Below are 21,753 nucleotides of genomic sequence, written 5' to 3'. Positions count from 1 at the left end.
GGAAATTACTATCTTTGCAGTGCTTTTAGAGAAGGGAATTGTGTGCAAATCACAAACTGTCCCCGCAACTGTAAATCACCATTAGGAAACTGCGACACAACCACTGAGCAATCGGGAAGGTGCAGTTTTGTGAAAGTCAGGAGACCTTGCTGAAAGTTTTAACTTAAAAAATGCTTTCGGAGGAAAGGCCTGAATAATGACGATAAAATACCAATTTTCCGTAGCATTCCTTTTTTGTTTTTTTTTGAGTTTTGCTCAGGAGAAAGAAATCGACACGGTTTATATCTTCGACAATCAGTTGAAGAATTCGAAAAAATTTCAAAAAATTGAAACATTAAGTCAAGAAGATTTGTTGAAAAACACGACGAATCTTTCGGAAGTATTACGTTTTCAATCTCCGGTTTACATTAAGGAAAACGGACGAGGAATGGTTTCATCTCCTTCCTTCCGCGGAACTACGGCGCAGCAAACCGCATTTGTTTGGAACGGAATCAACATCAATTCAACTTTTCTGGGTCAGGGTGATATGAATAATCTGAGTCTTCTGGGTTATGATCAACTCGAAGTAAAATCAGGCGGTGGCAGTGTGATTTATGGAAGCGGTGCCATCGGTGGTTCTATTCATCTTAACAATGTACTCGCCTTTAATAAAGGATTTAGAACGACTATGTTTGCGGAATACGGATCCTTCAATACTTTTAATTCTTTACTGAAAGCTTCTTATAGCGATGATCGACTATCGATAAAAGTGTCTGGAAATTTGGTTAGCAGCGATAATAATTATGAAATTCCAGAAGAAGATTATATCAACTTGAATGGTCAATATGATAACCGAACTTTTAATCTTGGGGCGGCTTATAAAATAAATTCTCAGAACACTATTTTTTGGCAGACTCAAATATACGATGGCGTTCAGCACTATCCTGTTCGGTCGGAAGATTATTCGAAGACAAAATATTTTACTGACAGTTTCCGAAGTTTGGTTAGTTGGAATTACAATTCGACAAAAATACAGAACAGCTTTAAAGTCGCGTATCTCGAAGATGAATTTCAATATTTTGACCATATTGATCGACCAAAAAGCAGTGGTGGAACTTCGCAAACCTATTTAACTAAAAATGATTTTAATTATTTTCTCAATGATCAATTGGCTTTCAATTTTATTGGTGAATACAAATTAGATCAAGCGGAAGGTTACCAATCAGGAATCAAAAATGTGGAAAGAAATGCTGGATCTATCGCTGGCTTATTAAGATGGAATCCCGCTCGTAAATTTAATTTTGAAGCGGGTATCAAAAAAGATTTCATCGAGCTGATAGAAACTCCAATTTTATTTTCTTTCTCAGGAAAAATGGCTGTTAATAATTGGTATTCTATTGTTTTAAATATTTCCAAAAATTTTAGAAATCCGTCATTCAACGATTTGTATTGGCAACCAGGCGGAAACTTAGATTTAAAATCTGAAATTTCACACCAAGCGGATCTTGGAAACAATTTTAAATACGGTAATTTCAAATTGAATCTTACTCCTTATTATATCAAGATTAATGATATGATTCGGTGGCTGCCTAATTCAAAAGGAATTTGGGCGCCAATCAACACCAACAATGTCGAATCGTACGGCCTAGAATCACAGTTAGATTTTGCCAAAGACTTCGGAAAAAGCCAAACTAAATTTTCAGTTGGCTACCTATTCACGCATTCTAAAAACTTGGAAACCGATCAACTTCTAGCTTACGTTCCTCCACATAAAATCTTTGGGAATGCAACCTATTCCTATCATTTTGTAGAATTATTTCTTCAGGGAATGTTTAATGGCTTGACTTATACGAGCGATAACGAAAAACTGAGTGATGCCATTCAATCTTATTTTGTTATGAATTCTGGACTCAACTTCTCGGTTTTAAAACATTATAAAATCGGTTTTAAAGTGCACAATATCTTCAATGAGATCTATGAAACCACCGCCTACTTTCCTCTACCAAAGAGGAATTACAGCGCTAACCTATTAATTAACTTTTAAATTTATAAAAATGAAAATTTCGAAACTGATTGCATCCGCTTTCGCCTTAACTCTACTATTCAACATTTCTTGTAGAAATGAAGACAACTATGAAGAAGCAATTCCAAAAGGAGCTTATGAAAATGGAATTTTAATTACCAATGAAGGTGGATTTTCTACGCCAACTGCCAGTGTTTCCTATTTTTCAAATGATTTTGCCAAACAAGAAGACAACATTTTCAAAACCAATAATGGAAATGCAGTTTTAGGAAATGTATTTCAAAGTGTCGGATTCAAGGGAGATTTAGCGTATTTGGTTTTAAACGTTCCGAACAAAGTAGAAATCGTCAACCGCTATACTTTTAAAAAGACCAATTCTATTACCGCTAATTTGAGCACGCCTCGCTATATTGCTTTTGCCAATAATCACACTTATATCACCAACAATGATTTTTTCAGTGTAAGAAAAGTGAACATTTACGATAACGCCGACAATTTTGTAAAAAGCATTAATTTCGATCGTTATGCCGAAAGAATTACGAGCTCAAGCAATTACATTTACATTCAAACTGATGGGTCAACGTACGATGCAAGCTACAATGAATTGCCGACTGGACATACCATTACAAGGATTAATCCGCTGACTAATGAAGTTGATAAAGTGATTACTTTGAACGATGAATTCATAATTAAAGACATGACTTCTGATGCTAATTTCGTGTATGTTCTTACTTCAAACGACAGCACTTCTAACTTTTACAAAATCGCTGCTTCAACTGGAATTGCGGAAAAGATATCTTTCGAGAATGTTGCTGGAGGTTTAAAATTAGCAATTGATCAAAACAAAATCTATATGATTTCGTCAGCAAAAAAAGTATTTAACATTACTGGAAATACAGCCAATGAATTATTTTCGGTAACTGCGAACAATATTTATGGCTTCAATGTCATTAATGGAAATGTGTTCGTGGCAGATCCAACTTTCTCTTCAGACAGTAAAACCAGAATTTACAGTCTGACCGGAACTTTGCTAAAGACACTAACTACAGGAATCGGAACCAATGGTTTTTACAAAAACTAACAGTTTTTCTTTGTAATTAAAGAGCCCTTTCAAAGATATTTGAAAGGGCTTTTGCTTTTTTTCTAAAATGTATTAGGCGAGAATTAGGCCTAAAGTTTCGCCTTCTTTGATTACGAAATTTCTCGCTTCGTCTTTATCATTTCCAATTTCGCCTTCCAAAATAGCTTCTTTTACTTTCTCTTTTAAAATTCCGATTTCTCTGCCGGGTTTTAAATTAAAGAGTTCCATAATCTCTTCACCAGAAATGGGCGGTTGAAAATTTCGAACTTGATCTTTCTCTTCCACCTCTTTAATTTTCGAAGCGACATATTCAAAATTCTTTTTAAACTTTGCCTGCTTTGAGGAATTTTTAGTGGTAATATCGGCTTTGTTCAAAATAAATAAATCTTCTAAATCTTCGCCAGCATCAAACAAAAGTCTTCGCAGCGCAGAATCAGAAGTTCCGTCATCAATTAAAGCAATCGGTCGCGATGAAAGTTTAACCAGCTTCTGAACATATTTCATATCGTTTCCTAAGGGTAATTTTAAACGATAAAAAAGGGACTTCACCATTTTAGAACCCAGGAATTCATGACCGTGAAAAGTCCAGCCGCTTCCATCTAAAAATTTCTTGGTTGGCGCTTTCCCCACGTCGTGTAGCAGAGCTGCCCATCTGAGCCAAAGATTTTCGGTATGTTTGGAAATATTATCAACAACTTCTAAGGTGTGCCAAAAATTGTCTTTGTGGGTTTGTCCGTCAACCTCTTCGATGCCTTTTAGGGCGGTAAGTTCGGGCATGACTAAATCTAAAATGCCTGTTTCCTCCATTAATTTTAAACCAACAGAAGGTTTTTCTGAGAGCATAATTTTATTAAATTCAACCATAATCCTTTCCATAGAAACGATTTTGACTCTGTCCACCTCTTGCTTTATCGCCTTCAGAGAATCTTCTTCGATGGTGAAATTTAAGGTTGAAGCAAAACGAATCGCGCGCATCATTCGTAGAGGATCATCGGAATAAGTTTGGCTGGGTTCTAAAGGCGTACGGAGAATTTTCTTTTTGATATCAAGAACACCATCAAAAGGATCAATCAAGTCTCCAAAGTTTTCTTTATTTAAAGAAATTGCCAAAGAGTTAATGGTGAAGTCCCGGCGTTTTTGATCATCGTCTAATGTACCGGTTTCTACGGAAGGCTTGCGGGAATCTTCAGCATAACTTTCTTTTCGGGCACCAACAAATTCTAAATCAAGACCTTGAAATTTAAACATTGCCGTGCCATAATTTTTGAAAATGGTCACTGTGGGCGAAGGCTGAATTTCGGAGGCGATTGATTTTGCCAACGACATACCGTTGCTTTCGGTAACAAAATCAATATCGGTTGGTGTTTTTCTCTTCATTAATAAATCTCGAACATAACCACCAACAATAAAAACAGTCTGATCATTTTTTTCGGCAACTTCTGAAATAAGTTTGAAAAGTTTGAAATTTTTATTTTGAGTAAGATTGATATTCATAAGCTTGAAGTCCGAACCCTAAAGACCGAATTTTTAATTTAGGCAAAGATAAGGAAAAGCGCAGGTTCATTAAAGTTAAAGTGCCATCGGAGAACTTAAAACTTAACATAGAAAATCAATAGTTCTCATCGGGGTAAAATGAGATCTGTTACTCACCTTACTAAACTTTGACTCAAAAAATCATTGGCAGTTCTTGAAATATTTTCGGTTCTACTTTGAAGATGTATTTTCATTCAAAAGCCAGTGAGTAATTTCGTCTTCCAAATATTCCGTTTGAACGATAATAGCCTCCACAAAATCTTCGGGAATATTAGGACCATCCGTATTTTCCATATCCCACAGCTGATCGGTCATTAGCTCATATTCTGCATACACTCTTTTAAAACGAGGACTATTTTTTTCTAATTCCTCAATTTTTTTTTGATCTGGTAAAAACTTTCTGTAAGGTCTTGCTGTTGTCATTTTGATAATCAATAATTGCATTAATAGATTTGGTGATTTTCTACTGGACATTAGGATAATCAATCTATTAACTACTTGAAACTGATCAATTAAACCTATAAGAATTCTGATTCAATAATTAAAAGTAAACAATATCTTGAACTAAAAATATATTTTAACAAGTTTTTCTGATTGTTTAACATATAATTATAAATTTGCAGCTACTAAGATGAAGGAACTTATACTTAAACAAAAACAGGTTTTACTTTTCGTGCTTGCGGGAGTACTGAGTGCTGTGGTAGAAATTAGTTCATTTAAAGGATTCAGCGTTAATTTACCTTTAATCTTTTCTCAGGAAAATAACTTTCATGGGATTCACTTTCCCTTAAGTAATATCTTCTCTACAACCTGCGGAATTATTACCAATTATTTTCTGAGCATCTGGTTTGTTTTCGAACGGGGCAAACATTCGAAACGAAAAGAGTTTGTTTACTTTATGATCATTTCATTCTTCTCTACTTTACTGAGTTTAGCATTCTTTCAGGTCTTCTTTAGAGTAGTCTTTAAAGAACATCTTGATTTAGGATTCTTGGTAATTAGTCAGGAAATTTTAAGTAAAATAGCCGCGATTCTGCTGGTTTCAATATTGAACTACACCTTGAAGAAAAAAGTTATTTTCAATGGTTAAACAGTAAAAATGATTTACAGCTATTTGATAATTTAGATAAAAAGTAATTTTTAAAAATAAATGATAAAAGTTTTAAACTATATCTGGCGAGGTTGGATGATGATTTTGGGAGCAGTTTTAACCATCGTTATGGGGATTCCGGTTTTGCTTTTCTCCATTAAAAAGGAACATTATCCGCATGCCTATTTCTTTATGCGCCTTTGGTGTTTTGGCATGTTTTACGGCATGGGATTCCGCTATGAACTGATCAATCTTACCGAAAAGAAAATTGATAGAAATAGACAGTATGTCTTTATTTCAAACCACACCTCTATAATTGATGTTATGTTGCCTTGCATTTTAATGCCACACAATCCGCTGGTTTATGTTGGTAAAAAAGAACTGGTAAAAATTCCTATTTTCGGGATCATCTACAAGAGAATCTGCGTCATGGTCGACCGAACTTCTGCTCGCAGTCGCGCAGATGTCTATCGCCGCTGTGCCGAAAGAATGGAAGAAGGACAAAGCATTGTCATCTTTCCAGAAGGTGGTGTTCCAGATGATACTTCGGTAATCCTCGATTCCTTTAAAGATGGCGCCTTTACCCTTGCTTCAAAATATCAGGCGCCCATCGCAGTTTTTACGTTTGCTGGTTTAAAGAAGATGTTTCCTTTCGATTATTCTAAGGGACATCCAGGGAAAGTAAAGGTGTTTTTTAATGATATTATAGAGCCTAACCAATCGATTATATCACTAAAAGAAGAAGCACATCATAAAATTAAAAATGTTTTAGAATCCTCAATTTGAGGCAATAAATTAGGTATATTTGTTTTCCTTAACTAATAATAATTGTATGAATAATAACCAGCAACAGACCAAATGGTCTCAATTTCTCTCCTTAATTGTCGTTTTCTTTTTTTGGGGATTTGTAGCCGCGAGTAATGATATTTTAATTCCGGTTTTCAAAAAATGGTTTGTGCTGTCACAAGTTCAGAGTCAGTTAGTGGCTTGGGCTTTCTACGTTGCTTATTTTGTGGGATCCGTTATCTTCTTTATTATTTCGATTAAAACTGATATTTTACAAAAATTTGGGTATAAAAAAACTCTTGCGGTCGGTTTGGTTATTTCTGCTATTGGAGCATTTCTCTTTGTTCCAGCAGCGTCTGCAGCTAGTTTCTGGTTTTTCTTAACTGCTTTATTTATCGTAGGATTAGGGTTTTCTGTTCAGCAAATTGTTGCGAATCCACTAGCCATAAAAATGGGAAGTGCTCAAACCGGTGCCCATCGATTGACCATGGCAGGTGGAATCAATTCCTTAGGAACGACCATCGGACCGATCCTCGTTGGGATTGCTTTGTTTGGGATGGGAAACAAAGAAGAGTCTACACCGAAGAATGAAAATTTAACCAAAATTGAAGTTGTAAAAAATGAATATCAAATTCACAAAGAGGAACTTTCAAAAAACATTCTTGAATTAAGAACTGATAATGAAGACGAGCCGGCGAAGGTGAATCAAGTCATTTCAATTGTACAAACAAACATCAGTGATCTGGAGAAGGAAATGACTTCCATTGATCAAAATGCTTCTGCAGATGAATCCCAAGTCGATGCTTACTCAACCAAACTTGGTGAAATCAAACAGCGTTCTACCAACATTAGTTACCCGATCGGTTTTGTGAAAGAGCATTTGAAATTAGTAAAAACACCTTTCATCGTTCTGGGTATCGCATTTATATTGGTGGCGATTTTCATGCTTTTTTCTAAAATAGAAGATCCTGCAAAAGAGGAGGAAGCAATCATTGACGAAGGTTCTGAAAAGTTTAGTGTTTTAAAGTATCCTCAACTCTATTTGGGTATGCTGGCAATTTTTCTGTACGTAGGTGTAGAAGTTTCGATTATTAGTAACCTGCCTGCTTTGCTTCATACAAAAGAGTTTGGTGGCGTATTAGAATATAATATTGCGCCCTTTGTGTCCTTATATTGGGGCAGTTTAATGATTGGCCGATGGAATGGAAGTATCAATGTTTTTAATATTTCTAAAATATCCAACATGGTACTTAAATTTATTGTTCCCTTCATTGCCTTTATTATCATTATCATTGCCAATGAACTGAGTGGTAGAAGCGTATCTCAATTCTACATATACGCAATTTGGATTGTAGCTTTCATTATTATGAGTTTCATAGGCGGAAAAAATGCTGGTAAAACATTGATGATTTTTGGAATAGCCGGCGCTGTGATGATGTTCTTAGGATTGGTTTATCCAGACAAAGAAATCGCCAAATATTTCTTCATTTCTGGTGGCCTTTTTTGCTCGATTATGTGGCCAGCCATCTTCGATCTTGCTATTGCGGGTCTAGGAAAAAACACCGGGAAAGCATCGTCATTCTTAATTATGATGATTTTAGGTGGAGGAATTATTCCTTTGGTTCAAGGATACATTTGTGATTTTGATCTTACAGACAAAGCAGGAATTATGGGTCTCACCTGGACGCATTTTTCTTATGTTGTTCCTATAGTTTGTTTTATCTATGTTGCCTTTTATGGCTTTATCACCCCAAAAATCCTGAAAAAACAGGGTATTATTATGGGAGAAATCGAAGACAGTGCGCACTAAAAAATTTACTTATTACAATAAAAAAAGATTTTGGGCAGGTTTATTACTTGCCCAATTTGTTTTGTTTTTAGTTTTTTCGCAAGTTAATTTTATCGTTACTATTTTTGAAAGCGTTTTTGAATATCAAAAAGGTATGCATCAGAAGCTATTGTCTTTAGTCCCATTTTCGGTTGGCGATGTTCTGTATATTCTGTTATTTGTTTTCTTATTGTTCTTCTTTTTTAAAATTTTAAAAAAGGAAAGTAGAAAAACGTACTCACTCAGATTTTTAATCTTTTTAAATATCGTCTATCTGACCTACCAGATTTCTTGGGGAATGTTATACTTTCAAAAGCCACTCATTGAAAAACTCCCTGAAAAAGAAATAAAGTCAGATGACTTAAAGCGTCTTACTTTAGAGTATTTAGCAAGATGTAAGATTGCACGAGCATCGGTAAAAGAAGATCGCAGTGGCGTCTTCATGATTTCGGATCTAACATCTGTAAAAGATGAAATATTAAGGAACCAAGCAAAGCTACCATCCTTTATCAATGACAAGAAAGAAACAGGCATTCGGGCATTTAAACCCAGCTTGTTTAAGCCCGTTATGAGCTACACGGGAATTCTCGGCTATTACAATCCCTTCACGGCAGAAGCACAATATAATTCGGAACTGCCATCAACCTATATTCCTTTCACCTTAGCGCATGAGAGCGCACACCAGCTTGGTTATGCAAAAGAGCAAGAAGCTAATTTTGTTGGGTTTTTAATGGGCCAACAATCTTTAAATAAGGATTTAAGGTATAGCACGGAATATTTTGTTTTAAAATCTCTTCTTAATTCTTTAAGTGAGCGTGATCCAGAATTTGTTAAAGAAATTTTAGAAAACTATTCCCCTGAAATGAAACGCGACCGACTGGCTGAGAAGCTTTTTGTCATGAAACACAAAGGATTTCTGGAGGTGTTTTTTGGTTTTACTAATGACCTATTCTTAAAAAGCAATCACCAAGAAGGAAGTATTACCTATTCCTATTTTATTGATCTGCTTGTTCGTTATCAGCGAATTAAGTAGATATAAATAAAAAGAATCGCACCTTACGATGCGATTCTAAAAACACAAATGATGAAAAAAAATTTATTGTTTTAATAGGGCAAAACCATTATTAAAACGTTGTAAATGTAAAACTAAATATCCTTATACCCAAACATTTTTTATTAAAAATAGTTAAATTTTATAGTGAAAAAAGTATCGATAAACTACTAATAACATATGGCAAAAAAGGTTATTAATGTATCAATAAAATTGTCAGTTAATTGCTTAATTCAAAGGATGCAAGCAATGAGACTTTTTAAAGGCCGAAGTTTTTTTTAATTAAGAATATTCAATATATCTACTATAATTAATACAGATCTGAATAATGATTTTAGGGCAAAAAAAAGTCCAGTATAAAACTGGACTTTTGTAGCGAAGACGGGAATTGAACCCGTGACCTCAGGGTTATGAATCCTGCGCTCTAACCGACTGAGCTACCTCGCCTTTTTAAGGTGGTGCAAATATAAAAATATTTTACGAGGTGGCAAAAGATTACTTTAAGTTTAAATAAGAAATTACATCTGCCGCATGATTAGGTTTAGCAATGATTTTATTGGCGCTATCTAAAATAAAATAACTTGGCGTAGCATTAATATTGTAAATCTCTGAGTATGAACTATTCCACCCTTTTAATTCTGAATCATTGATCCAAGGCAGCATTTTAACCTTGCTTTCGTAAGTTGCTAGATCACTGTCTAAAGAAAATGCAATAACTTCAGCTTTCAAATCTTTTATCGCTTTGTACTTCTCAATGATCTTCGGTAAGTCAGTTTCGCAGTGCGAACACGTAGAAGCCCAGAAAATAATAACCTTTTTATCGGCTTTGATATCATGAAGGGATTTAGACTTAGTATTAGAGGCTCTATTAAAAACATAATTTGGAAAAACAGCACCGATTTCTGTATTCATATTGGTGGCAATCGTGCTTGTTAATCGCTCATTAATGGTGCATTTTAGATTCTTGGCTTCGGTGAGATATTTGTCCTTCAAATCCTGCATTCCATACGTATTGAAGATTTCAATAAGTTCTGAAAGAACGGTTTGTCCGCGCGGTGTTTCCACATTCAGCGTCTTTAGCAATTTATCAACCTCCGCAGCTACCGTAGACTTTGATCCGGCATTTAAATAGGCAACAAGAACGGGTCTCATGAGAGAAGAACTCTCAAGCATTTCGTTTGATTTATTTAAAAAATCAATTATATCTTCGTGAGAAATAGGCTTTTTGTTGGCGCTTTTCTCTACAAATTTATCATAGTTTGTACTGTAGAAAGTTACGAAAGGAAATTTATTTAAGGTTGAAGTTTGAGTTGAAAGACGATTGACCTCATTGTCAAGAGCGGTCCCAAAATCGCTTTTTTGCTTATAGTATTCTTTAATTTGATATAATGCTGGCAAGATAAATTCTTTTTTTTGCTGAATATCTTGCATCTGATTCATGGCAAAGTTAGCCTCGTCGAGGTAATCGATGTTGACAATCTTATCTTTCTCCGTTTCAAATCTCATTTTGACGTCCTTATTTTCTGAGATAAAATTGACTGATGCATTAATTTCGGGAAAATATAATTTCATCATTCCCGAATACGTTTTAGCCACATTGATTTGCCAAGAGCTTTCTTTCTTTATTTGTTTGCTGTTCAAGACATCTTTGGAGCCATTTAGCGTATAAAGATAAACTTCAGAAGGAGTAAACGACTGAGGTACCTCCACACTGATTTTAAACTGGGCATCGTAAGCATTGGCGATTAATAGAGTCAATATCAAAGTTATTTTTTTCATGATGTAAATATAAAAAAAACCCACTGATTTTTCAATGGGTTCAATTTTTTAAAGTGTAGCAATTACACTATTTGTTTTTTCTTTATTTTATTTGCATAAAGCACGATAAATAAAATCGCTGCTATTGCTAAAATATAAACGTACATATCAATCGGCGAAGCTGGTCCACCTGGCGTTGTTCCACCTCCCCCCCCGCCTCCGCTTCCGGGTGGGCAAGTAGGACAAGGTGGTTGGGCATTAACTAGCACTCCCATAACCAAGATAAAAGCTGCTAAAAATAATCTAAATATAATTTTCATCGTGTGTGTTTTTTATCTAAGAATTTTGGTAATTACTTTCTCTCCTTTATCTGAAGTGATGTGGACGACATATCCTGCAGCCATTTTCTGCAACATCAACTCATATCTTACTTTTGATGAAACTTTGGAGGCGCTATGTACAAGTTTGCCAGTCATATCAAACACGTGAATGTCTGCAGTTTTCCAAGTTGGATCTATTATGACGAAATAATTATCTAGTTCTGAATTAAAAACTACGATGGTACTTGACTTGTTCAGGGTTGTACTAGAACCTAATGTATTTTGAGGTTTGCCATAATACACGTCGTATTCAATTCCAGTGTTTGATCCAGGCAAAGTTGAAATAGTTCCATTTTGAATAATAGGAGCAACATTAGCATCTGATCCCTTTTTGATGTAAAAACCCTCACCCTGCGAAAGTAAATGAGTATTATCTTCGACTAAAACTGCGTCTTCCCTAAGCTCAAATTTAAACCCAACGATATTAGGATTATAATTAACTAACTTAATATTTTTACCTTTAAAATCATTTTCATTTGCTTCATTAATATAAAGCCAGTAGGAAACATTATTATTATCGTATCCGCCATTTATCGCATCTTCTTCGTAGGTGCCAAATTGCTGTCCGCCAAAAACTCCAACTTGTGTCTTCACATTGGTTGACGCTCCAGAAACTGTATTATCTGAAACAACATAGTATGTTCGTTCAATTTCACTACCAGTAGCATCTAAACCAATAATTCCTAATTGCTTTACTGTAGAAGTACTGCCATTTCTTTTAGCTGTGATGCTATAATTTGTAGACCCAGCTCTAGGATGATATTTAAATCTTCTCAAAGTTGAAAAATCAAAGTCTGGCTTTAGAGTATTATTGGTAAGCTTAATAGCAAAAGCACCTAGAGGACGCACCATTAAATAGTCCAAATCCCCTGTCGGAACGCCAGCGCTAAAAGTTACAGCTCTGTAATTAGAAGAACCTCCACCTGAGTTGGTGGTATGTTGTACACCAGAAACTTCTAACCTCACACCGTAAATATTAGATAGATTGTTACCGTCACCTGTTGCAGCAGTTTCAGCTATAGCAATTTGCGACAAATCCAAATTAGTTAGATAAGGGTTACCGAATTGGTAGTAGTTCTTGCCAAAATCCCCTAACCACGCATTGCCTGCAGTTACGCTGAAATTATCTTGCAGATAGCTGTTGTATTTTTCATTGTAACCATTAATAGCATTACCGCCCGTACCAAACGGAATATTAAAACCGGCGTCTTCTAACTTTACAATTTTCTCGGTTGCAGCTGCATCAGAAACTGGCCTTCCTTTCAACGTTCTTGTGATACTTGCAACATCTAAATCTTTACCTCCTAAAATATAATAGGTGTAAGGTTTAAAATTCTGACCAATTTTTAAATTGATACTGGAAAGATTATCAAAAACTACATTTCTGTTGTTCCATACTAAAATCTCGTTGTGAGAGTACCTTGTAGTGTTAAAGGGAATAGGTTTTGCTAACTCAGTAGTTAAAGTAGTTAAAGTTTTGCCATAGAACGGCAGGCCGATTTGTTGGTAATCGCCATGATTTACTTGGCGAAACTCTTGATCGATAATACCTGAAATATTAGTTTGCGTTATTCCAGTAACATATAGTTGCCCATATGTGTAAACAGGTGCGATTGTAGAGAGCTCGGAATTATGAGAAGCGTATAGAGCCGGATCATTCAACTTATTGATAAAGTTAGCGCCGCCATTTGACTCAAGTTTGTCTGCGTTGCTACCGTCGATTGTCTTGAAAACGTCTGTTGTTCCGTTTCCGCTAACCATTACGTTTCCGTGGTTTTCGACAACAGCGTTTGCTTTCATTTGAAGTCCGCCGCCGTTGTAAACAAGTGCGTTTTTACCGACATATACAATCCCTCCTGCGTCGACATGAAACAAGACGGACTGAGCACTGAGTCCCATAGCAAATACTAAAAACCCTGCCGTAAATAGATTTTTTTTCATTATATGTTGTGTTTGTGTTTTCAAAGTCCTGAGCTACAAAGGTAATAATTTTTTGTATCTACCAATGAAAAATTTTCTCCTAAAGTTAAAAATGGGTGTTTTTACGGTTTATAATCACTTTTTTCTGAGCAGCGATATTAAACATATAATCCTCCAAAACCTTTTCTGTAGTACCGCGTAAACCCCTTGCTCCCAATCCTTTATCCATTGTTTCTTCTACGATACTTTCTAAGCCATCAGCGGTAAACTTCAGTTCTACCCCATCCATCTTAAATAATTCGACGAATTGATTGACGATTGAATTTTTTGGCTCCTTCATTATCCGAATCATTGTTTCTTTAGACAATTTATCTAAATAGGTAATTATCGGAAAACGTCCTAAAAGCTCGGGTATTAAACCAAATTTTCGTAAATCAATAGCATTAAGTTGACTTAAAATATATTCTTCTTCATCAACTTTATTCAATTTCTCGGCACTGAACCCAATCGCTTGTTTATTGAGTCTTCTTTCTATAATCTCTTTTATTCCATCAAAAGCTCCACCTGCAATAAAAAGGATATTCTGAGTATTCACCTGAATGTATTTTTGATCAGGATGCTTTCTGCCTCCTTGGGGCGGTACATTGACAATACTTCCTTCCAGTAATTTAAGTAAACCCTGTTGCACCCCTTCGCCAGAAACATCTCTCGTAATACTAGGATTGTCAGACTTCCGCGCAATCTTGTCAATTTCATCGATGAATACAATTCCTCTTTCGGCTTTTTCTACATTGTAATCTGCTACCATTAAAAGCCGAGATAAAATACTTTCTACATCTTCTCCAACATAACCAGCTTCTGTAAGAATAGTTGCATCAACTATACAGAACGGAACATCTAATTCCCTCGCAATCGATTTAGCCAAAAGTGTTTTCCCCGTTCCAGTTTCGCCAATCATAATGACATTCGATTTTTCAATCTCTACGTCGCGATTTTCATCTTTTGCATGGAGTATTCTTTTGTAATGATTATAAACGGCTACAGCCAACTGCTTTTTTGCCTGATCTTGTCCGATGACATATTGATCCAGGAATTCTTTTATTTCTTTGGGTTTTTTTAACTCCTCCACTGATTCTGTAGATGATGAAGCGGTACTAGAACTTGTTTCTTTAATAATTCCGTGCGCTTGCTCTATGCACTCTTCACAAATGAAACCATTGTTCCCAGAAATTAGCATTTGAACTTCGTTTCGTTTTTTTCCGCAAAAAGAACATTCGTTTGAATTCATATAATAGGTATAAGTAAGAATTAGTTTTAAAAATTTTGTCAAAGTGAGATACTTTGACAAAAGTGGTGTTTAAGAATTAATGATGTGCTTTTGTATTTCTCGATACTCCTCGGCAGAAAACTTTAACCGTTCATTTTTGAAATTCATATCTTCCATTTTATGGATTGGAATTAAATGAATATGCGCGTGGGGAACTTCTAAACCAATCACGGCAACTGCGATCCGCAGATCGGGAAATGCCTTTTTCATCTTCTGTGCAACTTTCTGCGCAAAACCCCACAGATCTTTGAAATCTTCATTTTCCAAATCAAAAATAAGATCTACTTCCTGCTTAGGAATGATCAAACAATGACCTTTAACCAAGGGCATCATATCTAAAAAGGCCAAATGATGATCGTCTTCTGCGATTTTATAAGAAGGTATTTCTCCTTGTACAATTTTCGTGAAAATGGAAGCCATGATTCGTTTATTTTAATTAAAAACCCGCGCTACAGCGTGGGTGCAAATTTACGAAATGAAAAGAAAAAAGCTGTTAAGATATTGGTAAAATTTAAATTTCACCACTTCAAACCCTTTTTTTCGGACCTTACAATAATTATTATTCCAAATAGATTTCCAGTATTTCAAAAGAAAGTTGGTTACCGTTCGGCAAAACAATTTCGGCCGTATTACCGACTACTTTTCCTAATAGGCCTTTAGCAATAGGGGTATTCACCGAAATTTTTCCGGCTTTCAAATCACTTTCGTTATCTGGAACCAAAGTAAATTTTTGCTCTCCTTTGGTTGCATTATTTTTAAGACGGACAGTCGTCAATATCGAAACCTTCGATGTATCTAATTGCGTTTCGTCAATTACTTTACCATCGACAATAAGATTCTTGAGTTTAGAAATTTTCATCTCCAGCATTCCTTGTGCTTCTTTTGCCGCGTCGTATTCTGCATTTTCAGAAAGATCTCCTTTATCTCTTGCCTCCGCAATCTGAACGGTAATTTTTGGTCTTTCAATGGTTTCCAGTAGCTCCAGTTCAGCTTTCATTTTATCCAATCCTGCCTTGGTGACATAACTTGCCATAATTTCTAATATTTAACGTTAGTATAAAAAAATAATCCGACATTTGTCGGACAATGTTTTTTGTGTTGATTTGTTTCACAAAGATATAAATTAATTTTAAATGAAAACATATATTTCAAAGGTCTTTTTCTCCATAATTCTCATTTTTAGCATTTTAAATATTAATTCTTGCAGCAGTCGAGAGGAGACAGTATCTTGTTTCCCAACGACGCCTATTAACGTGGTTCTCAACCTCAACCTTCCTGCTTATTTTGCTTTACAAAATGTTGGCGGCTGGATTTATGTGAACGAGCAACAAGCTGGCACACGCGGTTTAATTGTGATCAGAACAACGAATGGATTTAAAGCATTTGATCGCAACGCACCTCATCTTTGCCCGGACACGAATACAACTTTAAGTGTGGAAAATGATATTAAAATAGTTTGTCCCAAAGATGGCGCCGAATGGATTACCATTACAGGTGAACCAACGAAAATTGCACAAGTCCCTCCAAAGACTTATCCTTTTAGTTACGATACTAACAGCAAGATTCTGTCAATCTATTATTAATCCTCATTTCGTATCTATTTTTTAAAAAATGAAAACAGTTATCCAAAGAGTATCTGAAGCAAAGGTGAAAGTTGATGGCAAAATCGCAGGTGAAATTGCCCACGGTTTACTTTTATTGATAGGAATTGACGAAGAAGATGAGCAAGCTGATGCAGATTGGCTCGTTCAGAAAATACTGAATCTAAGAATTTTCGGCGATCAAGAAGGCAAGCTAAATTTGTCTGTGTTGGATACTTCGGGAGAAATTCTTTGTATCAGTCAATTCACTTTAATCGCTGACTATAGAAAGGGGAACCGCCCGTCTTTCATTAAAGCTGCGAAACCAGAAAAAGCCATTCCGTTATTTGAATATTTCAAAACTGAACTTTCAAAATCTAATTTAAAAATCGAGAGCGGTATTTTTGGTGCCGATATGAAAGTTTCTTTGGTTAACGATGGACCTGTTACCATTGTGATGGATTCTAAAACTAAACTTTAAATTAATTTTTCTTAACAACAAAACAACTCTTATTTTTAATTAAATTTGAGCAAAATAGTATTATTAAAAATGAAAAAAGCTTTCCTTATTACTTCCGCTTTTACTCTTTTATCCTGTTCAAAAAAAGAGCTTAAAAATGTAAATGACGTTTCTCCTGAAAACAAAAAAATCGAATCAATTAATGTCGAACGGCAGAAATTGAACGATAGCATCGCGATCAGAAATCAACAAAATGTTTTGACAGATTTAAGTGGCAAACATCAACTCAAATTTAGTTCCGATGAAACTACTGGATTTACTGGAACTCTCACTTTTAAAAATTTTGGAAGAGATTTATATAATGTTGCGGGAAATGCCAAATCAGGTACTAACATTTTAGAAATAAAAGGAACGGTAAAAAGAGTTACCGAAAAGCATCTTAATTTTGAGGGTGAAATCACTCAAAAGATAAACGGAACAATTTATAAAAGAACTAAGCCAACCACCTTTTTCAATGAAGGAAAAGGAAATTTCTGGAGACTTCAGAATAAGGTGAATGGTTCAGGATTTGTTGACTATATCGATCTCTACTATTAAAAATCACCTATCATGTTAAATTACGAAATAGCCGGCAGTGGAGAAGAACAACTTGTTTTACTTCATGGGTTTATGGAAAACCGAACAATTTGGAAGGAAATGGAACCTCATTTGTCAAAGAACTTCACACTTATCAAAATTGATTTGCCCGGACATGGTTTATCAAAAATTTATGATGAAATCCACACGATGGATCTGATGGCAACTGAGGTGAAAAAAGTAACTGATTCTTTAAATATTAAGAAATTTCATCTGCTCGGTCATTCGATGGGCGGTTATGCCACTTTGGCTTTTGCTGAAAAGTTTCCAGAAGTATTGAAAAGCATTACTTTATTTTTCTCCTCCTATTTTGCTGATGATGATGAAAAAAAAGAACAGCGACAAAAAAGTTTACGCATTATTAAAGAAGCTTTTCCGACTTACGTCAATGCTGGAATTCCTAATTTATTTAATCCAAATGAGAAAAATTTTTTGGAAGGTAAAATCGAACACGCAAAAGAAATTGCCCTTTCTACTAAAAATGAGGGCGTTATAGCTGCAGTGAAGGGAATGATTGAAAGAACTGATAAAACTTCAGTTCTGAAAAATTTCGAAGGAAAAATTCTAGTAATTGCGGGTAAGCACGACAATGCTGTAAAAAGTGAAACAGTGCTTAATCATGTACCCGATCAAACCAATATCAAATCTTATTTATTAGACTGCGGACATAATGGACATTGGGAAAAGGCCAGTATTTGTGCGGAAATAATCAATACAGAATTATTGCATCAGTTGCCGAAAAATTATATTCTTTAAGACGAATATTCTTAAAAGGAATAGTAGATGTAAAAGATTTCAATTATTTGAAATAAAAAAAGGTTGTCTTTCGACAACCTTTCCTATTATATGATACAGTGATTAATCTTTAATTACTTTGAAAGATTTTTCAGCATCAGAAGTTTTAACCTTAACGATGTACACTCCTTTTGGAAGAGCTGACACATTCACAGTTGAAACATTTTCTTTAACTGATTTCACCAATTTACCATCTACAGAATAGAAAGTAACTTCCGATACTTTTTTATCTGCTGCTGCAATATTCAAGACCTCTTTTACTGGGTTTGGATAAACAGACATTTGAGATTTGGCATTATTTGCTGTCCCTAAAGGAGCTGCGGTAACATTTACTGTATAGTCTTCAGCTTGGCCATATCCTGCAGTTGATCCTGTAGCAAGGGTACCAGCAGAGAAACAAGGATTAGGATAAGCAGTTGTACCGAAGTTTTTCTTAATTCTCATTCGGGTATTTCCTAACATTGCTCCAGCTGGAACTGCAATAGATCCGGTCGCAAATTTCGCATCAGTTCCTGTAGAGGTATTAATTGTTATTCCTGTACCTGTTGCAAAATAAGTTTCGCCAGCATCTAAGAAATCGCCATCCTGATTCCAGTCTATGAAAACAATGAATCTATTCGTATAGGTTCCACCAGTATTTCCTTTTAAATTAATAGTATAAGGTTTACCTTGTTCTACCGTCGCAATTTTATCTGTAAACACTTCGTGTGCAGAAGAAGTTGTTGCAGCAGGTGAAGTATTGAGCATTCCTCCAAAATCCACTGAAGTGATAGGCTCTACACCACTTGTATAAGTTAAAGGTCCACAGTAAGGAGCAAAAGGATCTGCTTTAGTTGTGAAAGAATAAACTGTACATCCTGTGGCAGTACCAGCATCATTTCTAGGCACAACTTTCCAATAATAAGTAGTTGACGGAAGTAATCCTGTTGCATTATATGTTAACGCATTTGCATTTCCTAGAAGAGTAGTTGGATTTGCATTTTGATCCAAGTAAACATCATAAGAATCTACCGCACTACCGGCTACAGGTGCAGCCCAAGTTAACGTTGCAACAGGAGCAGAAACTCCTACTGCTGCATTCGCAGGTGAACTTAAAGTCGGACAATCAGGAGCAACGGTAGGAATCACAGTACTAATAATTTTAAAATCATCAACTGCAAAACCAAACTGGTCTTCAGATGTACATTGGATCGCAACATGAATTTGTTGTCCCGCATAAGCATTTAAATTATAAGTGTACTCATGCCAACCAGCGTCAGAAGGGGTAATTGTCACCCCTGAAATTGCGGTAAAATCTCCCACTGCAGTTCCCGTCGTAGACACTAACACTTTAAATTTTTCAGCACCATAAGTCGCGTCGCAGCCTTTTCCCCAAAAACTTAATTTTGCGCCTCCGCCTGCTGGTATCAGCACTTGCGGTGAAACTAACCAGTCATTATTCCAAGGAGCAGAGTCTGCCGCAAAACAAACCATCGCTTTCAATCCTGTTTTTGCGGTCCAGTTTGAGGCTGCTGTAGGATCAAGCGGTGGTGTTGTAGTTGTAGAATTAAAAACTTGAAAAGATTTTGCTACTTGTGTATTAGGAAATGTAACCCCATTAAAGCCGTAAGTAGTTTTTAGGTCAACATCGATGAGTGTCCAGTTACCAACATTAGCAATGTCGAAATCTGTATACGTTTCAAAACTGTCTTCGAATAGAACAGTTTGGGCTTTCATTGCATCGCCGGCAAATAAAGCTGCCGTTGCAAATAAAGAAAATAGAATTTTTTTCATAAAAATTTTTTTTGGTTAAACTTGTTCCAAATATAAATATTTATAATTTAATACGCAAAGAAATCGCATATCAATCGAAAATTATCTATTATAAGTTAAATAATGATGAATATTTACTAATCTCGCCAAAAAATAAACATTCTTTTAAACGCTCACAATAATTGCCATAAGCATTCCTACGCGTAAAAATAAGAACTAAAATATTGACAAACGTTCTTTTTTTTAACAAGAGATAATTCTTTTTTGAAAGAGATTGAGTTGGTACTTGAATTTGAAAGCTCTGTTTTAACCTAAAACTGCTGTGAGAATTAACAAAACAGGAACGCCTCTTGCCTAAAGAGGAAGAGGGAATGCCTATTAACAAATATTTTGAAATTGTGCAATCGTTAGCCCGCATGTTCATGACTGCAACCTAATGCCAGAATAGCTTTTCTGATAATCTTGGAAAAAGATTTAAAAATGCGGTGCTTCAAAGATTATAAATATTCGTACCACTCACATTTTGTGAAAAATTAAAAATCTTCCTGTTCAATTTTTTCTTTAAAATCTACAATAGTTTCTTCCATGGATTTCATATACTTTCCTCCAGCTGCGTTAATGTGGCCACCACCGTTAAAATAATTTCTGGAAAACTGATTGACATCAACCTCATCTTTAGAGCGGAAAGAAATTTTGATAAAATCATCATATAAATCCTCCATGAAAAAAGCTGCAACCTGAGTTCCCATGATGCTCAATCCGTAATTAACAAAACCTTCGGTATCTCCTTTCTGAAAACCAAATTCTTTTAATTCGTCACGTTTAAGCCAGAGAATCGCTACTTTACCTTCTTTCACCACTTCTATTCTGCCTAAAATTAAAGCCAAAAGTTGTAATCTTGAAACCGTGTTGGTGTCCCAAGTATTTGAAGTAATCGTGGCAGGATCTGCCCCTTTTTCAATTAAATTAGCAACAATCCTGTGAGTAGTTGCGCTGGTGGAACGAAATCGGAAACCGCCAGTATCAGTCATAATACCAGTATACAAACATTCAGCAATTTCCTGATTTACCAAATTCTCTTCATTCAATTCTTGAATGAAATGATAAATCATCTGCGAAGTTGCTGGAATAGTCACATCAGAATAAATATAATCGAAATCATCAGGTTGTTGATGGTGGTCAATTAATATTTTCGTCGCCCGCGCTTTTTCAATCCATGGTCCTACTAAATTCCCACTCCGGTGGGAGGCGTTAAAATCTAATACAAAAATAACATCTGCATTATAGATTGCTTCTCCGGCTTGCTTTCTTTTATAATCCGCAATAATAATTTGTTTAGCTCCAGGCATCCATTTTAAAAATTTAGGAAAATCATTAGGAACAATGATGTTGGCTTCTAACCCCTTTTGCTTTAAGAAATGCTTCAATCCGAGACTAGAGCCAATCGCATCTCCATCTGGATTATAATGCGTGATGATTACAATATTATGGTTGGGAGTTAACAGTTTTTGAATCTCTGAAAGTTCGGATGAGGTAAACATTAATTAGGATTTTTTAGAAGAGCAAAGATAGGTTTTGTTTTTATTTTAGGGCGATTCAGTGAGACAAAAAAGATTTTAACAGTGAAAACACCTATTAAAATAGGGTGATTAAACCAATCAAAAAGGGTGTTTTAACAGTACTGAAACTTAATTAATCTGTCGACTTTTGCTCTACGAGTTTAGTCGGACTATAAATAAAAAGTTATTCAGCTTTTAGCAGATTAATCATCGAT

General features: G+C 35.4%; 20 protein-coding genes, 1 tRNA gene and 1 riboswitch. Of the genes, 10 read left to right on the top strand and 11 right to left on the bottom strand.

What is annotated here, in order from left to right; all coding sequences use genetic code 11:
- Positions 1 to 168: riboswitch (cobalamin riboswitch) on the top strand.
- A gap of 28 nt (positions 169 to 196) precedes the next feature.
- Both BMX49_RS04420 and BMX49_RS04415 read left to right on the top strand, forming a co-directional pair.
- Positions 197 to 2,023 (top strand): TonB-dependent receptor plug domain-containing protein, encoded by a 1,827-nt coding sequence (locus tag BMX49_RS04420; RefSeq protein WP_034718919.1) that lies wholly within the window; start codon positions 197 to 199, stop codon positions 2,021 to 2,023.
- Positions 2,024 to 2,033: 10 nt separating this feature from the next.
- Entirely contained in the window at positions 2,034 to 3,083 is a 1,050-nt protein-coding gene (locus BMX49_RS04415) for a hypothetical protein (protein ID WP_034718918.1), read from the top strand.
- 72 nt (positions 3,084 to 3,155) lie between these two features.
- Here BMX49_RS04415 and BMX49_RS04410 read toward each other — a convergent pair whose 3' ends face one another.
- The gene (locus BMX49_RS04410) at positions 3,156 to 4,577 is read right to left on the bottom strand and encodes a CCA tRNA nucleotidyltransferase (protein WP_034718917.1); all 1,422 of its coding nucleotides are present in this window, start codon (positions 4,575 to 4,577) and stop codon (positions 3,156 to 3,158) included.
- Between the two features lie 210 nt (positions 4,578 to 4,787).
- Entirely contained in the window at positions 4,788 to 5,060 is a 273-nt protein-coding gene (locus BMX49_RS04405; RefSeq protein WP_260242682.1) for a hypothetical protein, read from the bottom strand.
- 187 nt (positions 5,061 to 5,247) lie between these two features.
- Between BMX49_RS04405 and BMX49_RS04400 the strand changes: the two genes are divergently transcribed.
- From BMX49_RS04400 to BMX49_RS04380, 4 genes are all read left to right on the top strand, one after another.
- Positions 5,248 to 5,706: a GtrA family protein gene (locus BMX49_RS04400; RefSeq protein ID WP_034718916.1), complete on the top strand. Its 459-nt coding sequence runs from the start codon at positions 5,248 to 5,250 to the stop codon at positions 5,704 to 5,706.
- Between the two features lie 60 nt (positions 5,707 to 5,766).
- A complete protein-coding gene (locus tag BMX49_RS04395; RefSeq protein ID WP_081864354.1) occupies positions 5,767 to 6,492 on the top strand; it encodes a lysophospholipid acyltransferase family protein in 726 nt (241 codons plus the stop codon).
- A gap of 46 nt (positions 6,493 to 6,538) precedes the next feature.
- Complete coding sequence (locus tag BMX49_RS14850) at positions 6,539 to 8,302, top strand: MFS transporter (RefSeq protein ID WP_034718915.1); 1,764 nt, start codon at positions 6,539 to 6,541, stop codon at positions 8,300 to 8,302.
- A 61-nt stretch (positions 8,303 to 8,363) separates the two neighbouring features.
- Entirely contained in the window at positions 8,364 to 9,353 is a 990-nt protein-coding gene (locus BMX49_RS04380; protein ID WP_260242681.1) for a DUF3810 domain-containing protein, read from the top strand.
- A gap of 391 nt (positions 9,354 to 9,744) precedes the next feature.
- Here the strand turns inward: BMX49_RS04380 and BMX49_RS04375 are convergent.
- The 7 genes from BMX49_RS04375 to greA all read right to left on the bottom strand — a co-directional run bounded on the left by BMX49_RS04375 (position 9,745) and on the right by greA (position 15,789).
- Positions 9,745 to 9,818, bottom strand: a tRNA-Met gene (locus tag BMX49_RS04375).
- 48 nt (positions 9,819 to 9,866) lie between these two features.
- The gene (locus tag BMX49_RS04370) at positions 9,867 to 11,150 is read right to left on the bottom strand and encodes a peroxiredoxin family protein (protein WP_034718912.1); all 1,284 of its coding nucleotides are present in this window, start codon (positions 11,148 to 11,150) and stop codon (positions 9,867 to 9,869) included.
- A gap of 62 nt (positions 11,151 to 11,212) precedes the next feature.
- Positions 11,213 to 11,449, bottom strand: a complete 237-nt coding sequence (locus BMX49_RS04365; RefSeq protein WP_034718910.1) for an Fjoh_0651 family PID-CTERM protein — start codon at positions 11,447 to 11,449, stop codon at positions 11,213 to 11,215.
- A 12-nt stretch (positions 11,450 to 11,461) separates the two neighbouring features.
- Complete coding sequence (locus tag BMX49_RS04360) at positions 11,462 to 13,450, bottom strand: T9SS type A sorting domain-containing protein (RefSeq protein ID WP_034718908.1); 1,989 nt, start codon at positions 13,448 to 13,450, stop codon at positions 11,462 to 11,464.
- An 85-nt stretch (positions 13,451 to 13,535) separates the two neighbouring features.
- Complete coding sequence (clpX, locus tag BMX49_RS04355; RefSeq protein ID WP_034718907.1) at positions 13,536 to 14,717, bottom strand: ATP-dependent Clp protease ATP-binding subunit ClpX; 1,182 nt, start codon at positions 14,715 to 14,717, stop codon at positions 13,536 to 13,538.
- 69 nt (positions 14,718 to 14,786) lie between these two features.
- Positions 14,787 to 15,176 (bottom strand): HIT family protein, encoded by a 390-nt coding sequence (locus BMX49_RS04350; RefSeq protein WP_034718906.1) that lies wholly within the window; start codon positions 15,174 to 15,176, stop codon positions 14,787 to 14,789.
- A 139-nt stretch (positions 15,177 to 15,315) separates the two neighbouring features.
- Positions 15,316 to 15,789: a transcription elongation factor GreA gene (gene greA / locus BMX49_RS04345; protein ID WP_034718904.1), complete on the bottom strand. Its 474-nt coding sequence runs from the start codon at positions 15,787 to 15,789 to the stop codon at positions 15,316 to 15,318.
- A 100-nt stretch (positions 15,790 to 15,889) separates the two neighbouring features.
- Between greA and BMX49_RS04340 the strand changes: the two genes are divergently transcribed.
- The 4 genes from BMX49_RS04340 to BMX49_RS04325 all read left to right on the top strand — a co-directional run bounded on the left by BMX49_RS04340 (position 15,890) and on the right by BMX49_RS04325 (position 18,188).
- On the top strand, positions 15,890 to 16,339 hold the full coding sequence (locus BMX49_RS04340) for a Rieske (2Fe-2S) protein (protein ID WP_034718902.1): 450 nt from the start codon (positions 15,890 to 15,892) through the stop codon (positions 16,337 to 16,339).
- Positions 16,340 to 16,367: 28 nt separating this feature from the next.
- Positions 16,368 to 16,817 (top strand): D-aminoacyl-tRNA deacylase, encoded by a 450-nt coding sequence (gene dtd, locus BMX49_RS04335; RefSeq protein WP_034718901.1) that lies wholly within the window; start codon positions 16,368 to 16,370, stop codon positions 16,815 to 16,817.
- Between the two features lie 69 nt (positions 16,818 to 16,886).
- Positions 16,887 to 17,393 carry a hypothetical protein gene (locus BMX49_RS04330; RefSeq protein ID WP_034718899.1) on the top strand — a complete coding sequence of 169 codons (507 nt, stop codon included), beginning with the start codon at positions 16,887 to 16,889 and terminating at the stop codon, positions 17,391 to 17,393.
- A gap of 12 nt (positions 17,394 to 17,405) precedes the next feature.
- A complete protein-coding gene (locus BMX49_RS04325; protein WP_034718897.1) occupies positions 17,406 to 18,188 on the top strand; it encodes an alpha/beta fold hydrolase in 783 nt (260 codons plus the stop codon).
- A 102-nt stretch (positions 18,189 to 18,290) separates the two neighbouring features.
- Here BMX49_RS04325 and BMX49_RS04320 read toward each other — a convergent pair whose 3' ends face one another.
- Both BMX49_RS04320 and BMX49_RS04315 read right to left on the bottom strand, forming a co-directional pair.
- Positions 18,291 to 20,000, bottom strand: a complete 1,710-nt coding sequence (locus BMX49_RS04320) for a T9SS-dependent choice-of-anchor J family protein (RefSeq protein ID WP_051803695.1) — start codon at positions 19,998 to 20,000, stop codon at positions 18,291 to 18,293.
- A gap of 512 nt (positions 20,001 to 20,512) precedes the next feature.
- Complete coding sequence (locus tag BMX49_RS04315; RefSeq protein ID WP_034718896.1) at positions 20,513 to 21,520, bottom strand: DHH family phosphoesterase; 1,008 nt, start codon at positions 21,518 to 21,520, stop codon at positions 20,513 to 20,515.
- Between the last annotated feature and the right edge of the window lie 233 nt (positions 21,521 to 21,753).

The organism is Kaistella antarctica (genome assembly GCF_900109615.1).
Classification (GTDB): Bacteria; Bacteroidota; Bacteroidia; order Flavobacteriales; family Weeksellaceae; genus Kaistella; species Kaistella antarctica.
Note: the sequence above shows the minus strand (reverse complement) of the source record. Positions and strands in the feature narration are given on the sequence as shown.

Coding starts and splice junctions, on each gene's coding strand:
- BMX49_RS04420 (WP_034718919.1), top strand. CDS start 197: ATGACGATAAAATACCAATTTTCCGTAGCATTCCTTTTTTGTTTTTTT.
- BMX49_RS04415 (WP_034718918.1), top strand. CDS start 2,034: ATGAAAATTTCGAAACTGATTGCATCCGCTTTCGCCTTAACTCTACTA.
- BMX49_RS04410 (WP_034718917.1), bottom strand. CDS start 4,577: ATGAATATCAATCTTACTCAAAATAAAAATTTCAAACTTTTCAAACTT.
- BMX49_RS04405 (WP_260242682.1), bottom strand. CDS start 5,060: ATGCAATTATTGATTATCAAAATGACAACAGCAAGACCTTACAGAAAG.
- BMX49_RS04400 (WP_034718916.1), top strand. CDS start 5,248: ATGAAGGAACTTATACTTAAACAAAAACAGGTTTTACTTTTCGTGCTT.
- BMX49_RS04395 (WP_081864354.1), top strand. CDS start 5,767: ATGATAAAAGTTTTAAACTATATCTGGCGAGGTTGGATGATGATTTTG.
- BMX49_RS14850 (WP_034718915.1), top strand. CDS start 6,539: ATGAATAATAACCAGCAACAGACCAAATGGTCTCAATTTCTCTCCTTA.
- BMX49_RS04370 (WP_034718912.1), bottom strand. CDS start 11,150: ATGAAAAAAATAACTTTGATATTGACTCTATTAATCGCCAATGCTTAC.
- BMX49_RS04365 (WP_034718910.1), bottom strand. CDS start 11,449: ATGAAAATTATATTTAGATTATTTTTAGCAGCTTTTATCTTGGTTATG.
- BMX49_RS04360 (WP_034718908.1), bottom strand. CDS start 13,450: ATGAAAAAAAATCTATTTACGGCAGGGTTTTTAGTATTTGCTATGGGA.
- clpX (WP_034718907.1), bottom strand. CDS start 14,717: ATGAATTCAAACGAATGTTCTTTTTGCGGAAAAAAACGAAACGAAGTT.
- BMX49_RS04350 (WP_034718906.1), bottom strand. CDS start 15,176: ATGGCTTCCATTTTCACGAAAATTGTACAAGGAGAAATACCTTCTTAT.
- greA (WP_034718904.1), bottom strand. CDS start 15,789: ATGGCAAGTTATGTCACCAAGGCAGGATTGGATAAAATGAAAGCTGAA.
- BMX49_RS04340 (WP_034718902.1), top strand. CDS start 15,890: ATGAAAACATATATTTCAAAGGTCTTTTTCTCCATAATTCTCATTTTT.
- dtd (WP_034718901.1), top strand. CDS start 16,368: ATGAAAACAGTTATCCAAAGAGTATCTGAAGCAAAGGTGAAAGTTGAT.
- BMX49_RS04330 (WP_034718899.1), top strand. CDS start 16,887: ATGAAAAAAGCTTTCCTTATTACTTCCGCTTTTACTCTTTTATCCTGT.
- BMX49_RS04325 (WP_034718897.1), top strand. CDS start 17,406: ATGTTAAATTACGAAATAGCCGGCAGTGGAGAAGAACAACTTGTTTTA.
- BMX49_RS04320 (WP_051803695.1), bottom strand. CDS start 20,000: ATGAAAAAAATTCTATTTTCTTTATTTGCAACGGCAGCTTTATTTGCC.
- BMX49_RS04315 (WP_034718896.1), bottom strand. CDS start 21,520: ATGTTTACCTCATCCGAACTTTCAGAGATTCAAAAACTGTTAACTCCC.